11 protein-coding genes are annotated in these 8649 nt (G+C 67.8%); 3 read left to right on the forward strand and 8 right to left on the reverse strand.

Going from position 1 to position 8649, the window contains the following annotated elements; translation table 11 throughout:
- Nucleotides 1-89: 89 nt before the first annotated feature.
- The gene (locus AC31A1_RS40720; RefSeq protein WP_489658131.1) at nucleotides 90-269 is read right to left on the reverse strand and encodes a hypothetical protein; all 180 of its coding nucleotides are present in this window, start codon (nucleotides 267-269) and stop codon (nucleotides 90-92) included.
- Between the two features lie 59 nt (nucleotides 270-328).
- On the opposite strand from AC31A1_RS40720, the gene AC31A1_RS40725 reads away from it, so the two are divergent.
- Entirely contained in the window at nucleotides 329-451 is a 123-nt protein-coding gene (locus AC31A1_RS40725; protein WP_489658132.1) for a hypothetical protein, read from the forward strand.
- Here the strand turns inward: AC31A1_RS40725 and AC31A1_RS40730 are convergent.
- The 3 genes from AC31A1_RS40730 to AC31A1_RS40740 all read right to left on the reverse strand — a co-directional run bounded on the left by AC31A1_RS40730 (nucleotide 448) and on the right by AC31A1_RS40740 (nucleotide 2383).
- On the reverse strand, nucleotides 448-885 hold the full coding sequence (locus AC31A1_RS40730) for a PPOX class F420-dependent oxidoreductase (RefSeq protein ID WP_489658122.1): 438 nt from the start codon (nucleotides 883-885) through the stop codon (nucleotides 448-450). The two genes, AC31A1_RS40725 and AC31A1_RS40730, sit on opposite strands and share 4 nt — an antisense overlap.
- Nucleotides 882-1562, reverse strand: a complete 681-nt coding sequence (locus AC31A1_RS40735) for a transmembrane-type terpene cyclase (RefSeq protein ID WP_489658123.1) — start codon at nucleotides 1560-1562, stop codon at nucleotides 882-884. The genes AC31A1_RS40730 and AC31A1_RS40735 overlap by 4 nt, the downstream gene beginning before the upstream one ends.
- A 401-nt stretch (nucleotides 1563-1963) precedes the next feature.
- Entirely contained in the window at nucleotides 1964-2383 is a 420-nt protein-coding gene (locus AC31A1_RS40740) for an ATP-binding protein (RefSeq protein WP_489658124.1), read from the reverse strand.
- Between the two features lie 186 nt (nucleotides 2384-2569).
- Between AC31A1_RS40740 and AC31A1_RS40745 the strand changes: the two genes are divergently transcribed.
- Nucleotides 2570-3421, forward strand: coding sequence for a helix-turn-helix domain-containing protein (locus tag AC31A1_RS40745; RefSeq protein ID WP_489658125.1), 852 nt, complete (start codon nucleotides 2570-2572; stop codon nucleotides 3419-3421).
- Nucleotides 3422-3434: 13 nt separating this feature from the next.
- A complete protein-coding gene (locus tag AC31A1_RS40750) occupies nucleotides 3435-3611 on the forward strand; it encodes a DUF397 domain-containing protein (RefSeq protein ID WP_489658126.1) in 177 nt (58 codons plus the stop codon).
- A gap of 143 nt (nucleotides 3612-3754) precedes the next feature.
- On the opposite strand, the gene AC31A1_RS40755 is transcribed toward AC31A1_RS40750, so the two are convergent.
- From AC31A1_RS40755 to AC31A1_RS40770, 4 genes are all read right to left on the reverse strand, one after another.
- Entirely contained in the window at nucleotides 3755-4567 is an 813-nt protein-coding gene (locus AC31A1_RS40755) for an acyl carrier protein (RefSeq protein ID WP_489658127.1), read from the reverse strand.
- Between the two features lie 270 nt (nucleotides 4568-4837).
- Nucleotides 4838-5956: a phosphoserine transaminase gene (gene serC, locus AC31A1_RS40760; protein ID WP_489658128.1), complete on the reverse strand. Its 1119-nt coding sequence runs from the start codon at nucleotides 5954-5956 to the stop codon at nucleotides 4838-4840.
- 96 nt (nucleotides 5957-6052) lie between these two features.
- Complete coding sequence (locus tag AC31A1_RS40765; RefSeq protein ID WP_489658129.1) at nucleotides 6053-7288, reverse strand: cytochrome P450 family protein; 1236 nt, start codon at nucleotides 7286-7288, stop codon at nucleotides 6053-6055.
- 106 nt (nucleotides 7289-7394) lie between these two features.
- On the reverse strand, nucleotides 7395-8645 hold the full coding sequence (locus AC31A1_RS40770) for a cytochrome P450 (protein WP_489658130.1): 1251 nt from the start codon (nucleotides 8643-8645) through the stop codon (nucleotides 7395-7397).
- Between the last annotated feature and the right edge of the window lie 4 nt (nucleotides 8646-8649).

The following is an 8649-nucleotide window of genomic DNA, read 5'->3' on the forward strand; positions in this document are numbered from 1 at the left end:
GAGCTGTACGGCGACGTGAGGGGTTGAGGGCCTGACGGTCTGACGAGGGCAGGGCAGGTTGGGCCTCGTGCGGTTCGGGGAGCAGGTGACTACGGCCAGGAGATGAACGAGGGGCGTTCGAGGTAGAAGCTGTGCGACGCGTCGCCGCCGGAGGTGAGCCTTTCGGCGGCGGAGGCGGGGAGCCGGGAGAGGTGGCTGGCGTCGCGTTGCAGATCTGAGGCGAACCGGGTTGCATGCGTGGCCAGTTGGTCCGCGAGCCAGGCTGCCACGTCGGCCGGGGCTGGGCACCCTGTGGCGTCAGCAGTACGGCGACTGGACCAAGGAGGAGATGACTCCTCTGGAAGCCACGGTGTTCCTGCTCGCGGAGCACATCAACCGCATCGCCGACAACCCCGACTTCGCCACCCGCATGATCGTGGACGCGCTGACCAACGTGGGTGGGGAAGGCTAGCTCGTCCCGTTCCCGTTCCCCTTCTCGTCCACAGGCCGCACCTCATAGTGCAACGTCGGCGTCCGCATCGCCTTGTGCGCCAGCGGTACCAACACCCCTTGCAGGAAAGGGTGTTTGTGGCGCAGTAGCTTCGCCGCGTGTTTGTCCTCCGGGGTGCCGTGGTCCAGCAGGCGCGCGCGGGCGTGGATCTCGGGGCCGGTCGGCTTGCCGCGGACGGTGGCGGGGGCGAGTTCCACCTCCGGGTTGTTGCGGATCCGCTTGGCCTTCCAGGCGCTGCCCGGTGTGCGGAAGTACGCGTGGTCACCCTCGACGGCCAGGCTCACGGGGGTGCCGACGCCCGTGCCGTCCCGTTTGTGGGTGGTGAGCAGGACGGCGTACTGCTTGACGAAGGGATCGAGCTCAGGGCTCGTGCTCGGGCTGCTCGAACTGGTCATGCTTCCATGGATGCACTGTCGGCCCGATTTGTCACGGCGAGGGGCTCGGACACGTCACCCACGCCGCCGTTTCGCTTCGCCTGGACGCACAGCCCGACGTAGACGAGATCGAGCACGCCGCACATGATGCCGAGGCCGAGCAGGAACCCGCCGTCGTCCTCAAGGGCGCCGAAGAGGATCGTGGGCGCGAGTGTGCCGAGCCACTTGGCCACCGCGATCGTCACCGACTGCCCGCGCAGCCCGCGTCGCGCGACGAACATCGCGATGAACAGGGCGGACATCAGCAGGTTCTGGAGGAACGCCGAGTAGCCGGCTCCATCCTCCGCGCCGAACTTCGCCAGGAACAGCCACTGCACGGCGAACGACATCCCGAACAGCAGCACGCTCAGCCCGGCGAACATCCGTGGCGTGACGAACGACGGGAACTCGGCGCGGCCGTACCGGAAGAACGTGTACACGATGACCGCGTCGGCGATGCCCCACACCAGGTTGATGCCGCCCTGCACCGAGGGGTCGAAGGCCAGGTTGTGCACCGCGTACGTCCACTCCCACGCGAAGTTCAGACCCAGGGCTACGGCAGGCATGGCGTAGGTGCGTTCGCGGAACCCGACCCGGATCGCTTCGATGTACACGATCGTCCAGGCGATGCCGCTCGCGAGGATGAGGGTGATATGCATCTGCGTCTCCTGTCGCGGGTCTTCGAGTTGCGGATCTTCGAGGGTCGCGCGGACGCTAACAGACACGTTCGGGGGTGTGGGCGATGTCCGTCCTACGTGAGTGTGGCGCAGGGAGGTAGGGGCGTACCAGGTCGTACTCGGCTTGCCTGGGCGGTTGTCGGGGTTCGGGCGGGAGTTGCCGGCAGGGTTCGTCGAGCGGGAAGGGCAAGTGGCGGCCGGCCGCGCGGGAGCGTTTGTGCCAGCGCTTCCAGCGGGCGTCGTGCGGGGTTGGAAGTCGCCATACGTACGGGTCCGGCGTCCGGACTTCTCCCCCAAGGTCCGTGTCGGGCAAGGGGGTTCGGGGAGCGTGCGGATCGTGTGGAGTGCGGGGAGTTGTGGGTGTGAGCAGGCGGGTCGTCGCCTCATAAAGCCGCCGGAACATGAGCCTGAACCCCCTCCAGTCCGAACCTCGCCCACACGCACTTCGCGTACGGCTCCTGCCGGCATCCCCAGCTGTCCGCCAGCGCGGCGACGAGCGCGAGGCCCCGGCCGCCTTCTTCCTCCGGGGTCGAGTCGTGGGGTCGGGGGAGTCTGTCCCGGTCCGGGTCTGAGACCTCAAGGATCAACCCCGTCCCGTTGAGGGTGAGTTCGACCTTGACCTGGGAGTGGGATACCCGGCAGTGGGTCACGGCGTTGGTGACCAGTTCGTTCGCCAACAGGGTTACGGCGTCGGCCAGTTCATCGGTGATGCCCCAGTCCGCGAGGGTCTTGCGGACGCGTTGGCGGGCGGTGGGGACGTGGCTTCGGTGTTTGGGGATGCGGAAGCTCTCGGACGCGGGCATGGGGGACTCCGTCCTGACGTGGCGTCAAGTTGGGCTGCGCTGCGGCGCCTTCAAGAAGCTACGGTCGGATTCGGCGCTTGCGCAACAGGTTCGAGTGAATGCATTCACCTGTCCACTCGATCGAGTGAAGCGCTCTCGAAGGCGCCGCTCCTTGTGGCATCGTTGCCGACGGAGAGGGGAGGTCCCATGCCCGCAGGTGGACGGCCGACGGTACGTAGCAGGCGTTTGGGTACGGCACTTAGGCAGTACCGGCATGCCGCCAAGCTCGATCAGCCGCAGGCGGCCGAGGTCATCGCGGCAAGTCAGGCCAGGATCAGTCGTCTTGAGAGCGGTCATGTCACGGCCCGTGTGATCGAAGTGCGGTTGCTGTTGGATGCGTACGGCGTCACTGACCCTGAAGTGCGGGCCAAGCTGGAGGAGTTGGCCAAGCACTCCAAGAACCGCGGCTGGTGGCTTGAGCACGCCGCACATCTGCGGCCGGACTACTTGGACCACATCGCCTTGGAAGACGACGCGACCTACATCCAGGAATGGCAGCAGGTGCTGGTGCCAGGGCTCCTGCAAACTTCGGCCTACACAGAGGCAGTTATCCAGACGAGCCCCAACTACATGCCGCCAGAGCGTGTCGCTCAGATGGTCAAGGTGCGGGAGGCTCGCCAGGCGAAGATCGAGGAGGGCGGGGCAACGTACTCCGCCGTCGTCTGGGAGGCGGTGATCACCCACCCCCTGGTGAGTGTCGAAGTGCACCGGCAACAGCTCTCGGCCGTCCTTGAGGTCGGCAAGCGGAAGAACGTCACCGTGCAGGTACTGCCGTTCAGCATGGGAGCGCTGGCCACTGTGACGTCGGCCTTCTCCACTTTCAGCTTCGACAGCGAACCGGCGGTCCAAGCTGTGGCCCTGGAGAATCTGAGGGGCACATCGGTCCTTGAGGACCCGGATGACCTTGCCGCTTACGCCAATATGTACGACCTACTACGATCGTCAGCACTGGCACCGGACGCGAGCGCGAAGCTCATCCGGGGCGCACTCGGAGCTTGAAGGAAGACGCATCGTGACCGAGGTTATAGGCCCCTTCCGTAAGTCGTCGTACTCGGGAGCGGAGAGCAACTGCCTTGAGGTGGCCGTAACTTCCGGCAACGGTCAGGCCGTCCGCGACAGCAAACAACCGGACGGCCCGCTCCTTGTCGTCTCCCGTGACACCTGGCGGGGTTTTCTCTCGCAGTTCTGACACGCACATGCCGCCTCCCCCACTCCAGCCACCCTCCCCGCGGAATTGTGACACTTCAACGCGAAGTGTCACATTTCCGCACCCCACCCTCGGCGCCGAAGGCAAAGGCGCCCCGCAGTTGATCGGGCGACTACGTCGGGAAGCTACTTGCGGGGCAGTGACGTGTTCGTGATCGGGAGCTTCTGCACCGCCCCCGCCACGTACAGGTCCGTCGGAGCCGTGCGCAGCGTGAACGTGTCGTCGTAGCTGGAGACACGCACGGACAGGACGAAGAAGCCGTCGTCCTCCGCGGTCACCTTCACGTGGGACTCCTGCTCCCAGTACGTCTGCAGGAAGACCTCGGTGCCCTGGGGCTCGACGCCCTGGGGGAGTTTGACTTTGCCTTGCACGGTGAGGATGTCGCCGGCCTTCACCTTCTTCTTGTTGACCGAGTAACTGAGCGAGCTGGAACGGGCGTTGGCGGCCACCGTGGTCTCCGCGAAGTAGCCGTCCTGCGGGGTGTTGAGGTCGCCGTCCTCGTCGTAGAGGGCGGTGATGTGCACGTCGTGCTGGACGTTGAGCAGGCTGCTGCCGCCCGAGTGGTCGATGTCGACGCCCGGGATCGTGAACTTCCCGTTGGCGTCGGTGACCGGCTTGCCCAGGTCGCGGGGCTCGTAGTAGTTGGGGTCGATCGGGTCGCCCCACGGGTTCCAGGTCGTGAACTGGACGACTTCCTGGAGGGTGACGGGGATGTTCGGCGCCGGAGTGCCGTCCGCCTTGGTGACGGTGCCGGTGACGTCGACGTGCCGTTCCTGGTAGGTGGTGCTGGCCGGGTTGGTGGTCACGGTCAGCACGTACGCGTCGCCGGGCGCGGCGTCCGAGGGTGCCGCGGAGGCGGCGGGCGCGGACAGGGCGCCGGCGGCGAGCAGCAGCGCGGCGGTGGCGGCGAGCCGCGTCGGGAGGGACTTCCTGGGCATGGGGGCAACTCCAACTTCGGTCGGGAATCGAGGAGTTGCGCCGCAGGTGTGCGACGCAACGGGTTCGACCGGCGGGGTGCGGCGGGAGTTGTTCTCTGTGCGTTCGCTGTTACGCGGCTGTGGTGTGCGGGGGGTTTGTCCGGGTTCCGGGTTCACCTGGACTTCGGCCGCACGCTGCCCGGCATTGCCCTACGACGACGAAAGGCGCCCCGCGGATCAGCCGCGGGGCGCCTTTCGTCGTCGTAGAACCGGAACCGTAGGGCGAAACGACTACAGCTTTTCGATCACGTAGTCGATGCACTTCGTCAGCGCCTCGACGTCCGCCGGGTCGATCGCCGGGAACATCGCCACGCGGAGCTGGTTGCGGCCGAGCTTGCGGTACGGCTCGGTGTCGACGATGCCGTTGGCGCGCAGGACCTTGGCGACGGCCGCCGCGTCGATCTCGTCGGCGAAGTCGATCGTGCCGATGACCTGCGAGCGCTTGGCGGGGTCGGACACGAACGGGGTCGCGTACTTCGACTCCTCCGCCCAGCTGTACAGACGGCTCGACGAGTCCTTCGTGCGGGCCGTCGACCACGCCAGGCCGCCCTGGCCGTTGATCCACTCAAGCTGCTCGTTGAGGAGGAACAGGGTGGCCAGCGCAGGGGTGTTGTACGTCTGGTTCTTGCGGGAGTTGTCGATCGCCGTGGGGAGACTGAAGAACTCCGGGACGTGGCGGCCGGACGCGTGGATGCGCTCGGCGCGCTCGATCGCGGCGGGGGAGAAGACGCCGATCCACAGGCCGCCGTCGGAGGCGAAGGACTTCTGCGGGGCGAAGTAGTAGACGTCCGTCTCGGCGATGTCGACCGGGAGGCCGCCCGCGCCCGACGTGGCGTCGACGAGGACCAGCGCGCCCTCGTCGGCACCCTGCACTCGCTTGATGGGGGCCGCGACGCCCGTCGACGTCTCGTTGTGCGTGTACGCGTACACGTCCACGCCCGCCTCGGCGGCCGGCTCCGGGTGCGTGCCCGGGTCGGAGGAGATGACGGTCGGCTCGGCCAGCCACGGCGCCAGCTTGGCCGCCTTGGCGAACTTCGAGCTGAACTCGCCGAAGGTCAGGTGCTGGGACTTGTTGTCGATCAGGCCGTGGGTCGCGACGTCCCAGAAGGCCGTCGAACCGCCGTTGCCGAGGACGACCTCGTAGCCCTCGGGGAGGGAGAACAGCTGCGAGACGCCCTCGCGCACCTTGCCGACCAGGTTCTTGACCGGGGCCTGGCGGTGGGACGTACCCAGCAGAGACGTACCGGTGGCGGCCAGCGCGTCCAGCGCCTCCGTCCGCACCTTGGAGGGGCCAGCGCCGAAACGTCCGTCGGCGGGCTTGATGTCAGCGGGAATCTGGATATCAGCCACGAGCCGGAGCGTATCTCCTCGGTGAAACCGGACGGAAACGCGTCCGTTCGATGAGACGGCCGAGGAGATGGTCTCTCCGGCCCGTGGACAAGTGGATCAGTCGCCCGGGGTCAGCTTCACCGGCAGCTCGAAGATGTCGTTCTGCGTCACCACCGGCTTGTTGCGGAGTTCCGTCGCCGGGACCGCCAGGTCCAGGGCCGGGAAACGCTCGTAGAGCGCCGGGAGCGCCACGTCCGCCTCCAGGCGGGAGAGGGCCGCGCCAGGGCAGACGTGCGGGCCGTGGCCGAAGGAGATGTGGCGGTTCTCGCTGGTGCGGGTGATGTCGAACTCGCCCGCCGTCGGCCCGTGGGCTTCCTCGTCGCGGCCGATCGCGGCGTACGACACGATCAGCGCGTCCCCGGCCGGGAGGACCTTGTCGCCGACCTGGACGTCCTCCGTGGCGAAGCGGATCAGGACGTGCGAGGTGGGTGTCGAGTGGCGCAGGGTCTCCTCGACCACCGAGGACCAGTCGGCCTCGCCGGCCAGCACCAGGGCGCGCTGGACGGGGTGCGTCGACAGGTTGACGACCGCGTTGACGATCAGCGAGATCGTCGTCTCATGGCCGGCCGCGACCATCAGCTGAAGCGTGGAGACGATCTCCTCGTCGGTGAGGTGGTCGCCGTCCTCGGACGCCGCGATCAGCGCCGACGTCAGGTCGTCGCCGGGTTCGGCGCGCTTGGCCGCGACCGTCGCGGCCATGATGCCCGCCAGTTCCGTGAGCGTCGCGATGACCTCCGCCGGCGGGGTCTGCGTTGAGAAGAACTTCTCGAACAGCTCCTTCAGGCGCGGGAGTTGGTCCTCCGCTATGCCCATCAGGTCGGCGATGACGAACATGGGGAGCGGGTACGCGAACTCCGCCTTCAGGTCGACGACTTCACCCTCGACGGACTCAACTCCGCTGAGCAGGTCCTCCGTTCGCTTCGCGATCCGCTCCCGCATCTGCTCCACCCGGCGCGGGGTGAGCGCCTGCGCGACCAGCGTGCGCATCCGGCGGTGGTCCGCGCCGTCCACGGTCAGCATCGAACGGCCCGGGTTCGCGAGCCCGATCAGCGGCCAGTCCGCGGGGATCTCGCCGCGCTGCCAGGCACCCCAGACGTTGATGTCCTTCACCAGCCGCGGATCCGTGAGCAGCTGTTTCGCCTCGGCGTGCCGCGTCACCGCCCACACGGGCACGCCACCGGGCAGTTCCACGGCGGCCAGCGGACCGGCCGCACGCAGCCTGGCGCTCTCACCGTCCAGGTCGCCGACGAAGGGGTCGAGGACGATACGGGTCTCTTCGGTACCGGTGCTCATACGGGAGTGCCTCCAGGGCAGGGCTCAAAGAGCAGGGGTCAAAGGGGGACAGGGTTCAAAGGGGCGGCTGGGTTCAAAGGGGCAGCTGGGCTCAAAGGGGCGGAACTCAGAGCGCGGCGACGGGCGTGAACCGCACCGGCAGTTCCGTCAGTCCGCGCAGCCAGGGTGAAGGTCTGCGCGTGAGGGACTCGGCCGGTACCGCCAGGTCGATGTCCGGCAGCCGGTCCAGCACCACCTCGATCCCCGTCCGCGCGATCACCTCGGCCACCTCCTGCGCCGGGAACGGACACCGGTGCTCCCCGTGCCCGAAGGAGAAGTGCGCGCTGTTGCCGCCGGTGAGCGCGGAGCCGTCGGTGCGGACCTGGGGGTCGGAGTTGGCGCCCTGGAGGCCGAGGAGGAGCAGGTCGCCGGCGCGGATGCGGCGGCCGCCGAGCTGGGTGTCGCGGGAGGCCCAGCGCCCGGCCACGTTCTGCGTCGGGGTGTCCTCCCACAGGACCTCGTTCATCGCCTCGGCGACACTGTTGCGGCCGCCGAACAGCGAGGCCGCGAAACGGTCGTCGGTCAGCATCAGCCGCAGCGAGTTGCCGATCCAGTCGGCGGTCGGCTGGTGGCCCGCCGCCATCATCACCATCAAGTCCTGGGCGATCTCGATGTCGTTGAAGCCGGACTCGTGCGTCAGCATCCTCGACACGACGTCGTCGGCCGGCTCTTCCTTCCGGTCGGCCAGCAACTGCCCCATGGACGTGGCCAGATGGGTCTGCCCGGCGATCGCGCGCTCGCGTCCGTCGATCATGTCGTTGAGCGCGGTCACCAGGCCGGGGCCCTGCTCGTCCCGGAAGCCGTAGAGCCGCGCCAGGACCCGTACCGGCAGCAGCATCGCGTAGTCGCCGACGATGTCCGTCTCGCCCTTGGCGCAGATCCCGTCGATCAGCTCGTCCGCGAACTTCTCGGTGTACGACCGGAGTTCGGACGGGTCGACGGCCTCCAGCGCGTCGCTGATCATGCCGACGCGCTCGCGGTGCCGCTCGCCGACCGTGTAGAGGATCGACGGCTGCTTACGGCCGATCATCGGCAGCAGGGGCCAGTCGTCGGGGATGCCGTCCCACTGGTTCCACAGGTCGGAGTCACGGCTGAACAGGACCGGATCGCCGGTGACTTGGTGCAGCTCGCGGTAGCCGAGCACCAGCCAGGCCGGGATGTCGCCGTCGAGCACCACGGGGGTCACGGCACCGTGTTCGCGCCGCATCTCCCGGTACAGCTGCGCCGGTTCGGTCTGGAACCTGGGTCCACTCAGCGGTACGGGCGCGGTCACAGGGCCAACTCCTGGTGAGGGGCGGGGGCTGTCTCTTATACACATCTGA

Source organism: Streptomyces sp. P5F9 (genome assembly GCF_057961495.1).

What these genes read in the sequence shown, in the direction of transcription:
- AC31A1_RS40725 (WP_489658132.1), top strand. Translation starts at nt 329, where the DNA reads ATGACTCCTCTGGAAGCCACGGTGTTCCTGCTCGCGGAGCACATCAAC.
- AC31A1_RS40730 (WP_489658122.1), bottom strand. Translation starts at nt 885, where the DNA reads ATGACCAGTTCGAGCAGCCCGAGCACGAGCCCTGAGCTCGATCCCTTC.
- AC31A1_RS40735 (WP_489658123.1), bottom strand. Translation starts at nt 1,562, where the DNA reads ATGCATATCACCCTCATCCTCGCGAGCGGCATCGCCTGGACGATCGTG.
- AC31A1_RS40740 (WP_489658124.1), bottom strand. Translation starts at nt 2,383, where the DNA reads ATGCCCGCGTCCGAGAGCTTCCGCATCCCCAAACACCGAAGCCACGTC.
- AC31A1_RS40745 (WP_489658125.1), top strand. Translation starts at nt 2,570, where the DNA reads ATGCCCGCAGGTGGACGGCCGACGGTACGTAGCAGGCGTTTGGGTACG.
- AC31A1_RS40755 (WP_489658127.1), bottom strand. Translation starts at nt 4,567, where the DNA reads ATGCCCAGGAAGTCCCTCCCGACGCGGCTCGCCGCCACCGCCGCGCTG.
- AC31A1_RS40765 (WP_489658129.1), bottom strand. Translation starts at nt 7,288, where the DNA reads ATGAGCACCGGTACCGAAGAGACCCGTATCGTCCTCGACCCCTTCGTC.
- AC31A1_RS40770 (WP_489658130.1), bottom strand. Translation starts at nt 8,645, where the DNA reads ATGTGTATAAGAGACAGCCCCCGCCCCTCACCAGGAGTTGGCCCTGTG.